Source organism: Roseibium sp. RKSG952 (assembly GCF_009711355.1).
Genome location: NZ_SMMF01000136.1, coordinates 1 through 283, shown reverse-complemented (window position 1 = coordinate 283; position 283 = coordinate 1). Strand labels below are relative to the sequence as shown.

Annotated in this window: 1 pseudogene; it reads right to left on the bottom strand. The window is 54.1% G+C overall.

Features of this window, described 5'->3' with window-relative positions:
• Window positions 1–242: pseudogene (locus E1297_RS00320) on the bottom strand (hypothetical protein); the annotation flags it as partial.
• Window positions 243–283 lie beyond the last annotated feature (41 nt).

The following is a 283-nucleotide window of genomic DNA, read 5'->3' as shown; positions in this document are numbered from 1 at the left end:
ACCACAAGACGGGCAGACCAGTCTTGTCCGAGGCAAACATGCTGGAAAAAACGTTGCAAGCGGCGATAGGTGCTTTCGAGCTTGGCCTGTGTTGGCATCTCAGAACTGATATGGCTCAGGTTCACCGTGCGCACGCTGGCAATGCCAATCACCAGAAGGCAGAGTGTTTCAAGCCGGCTATGGCTCAACGATAAGCCGGCCGATAGCTTCTGCTGGAGCGTGTCGAGTGCTGTTCGGATCATGACGGGCTCTATTGCTAACCGAAGAATCCGAACTGAAAGCA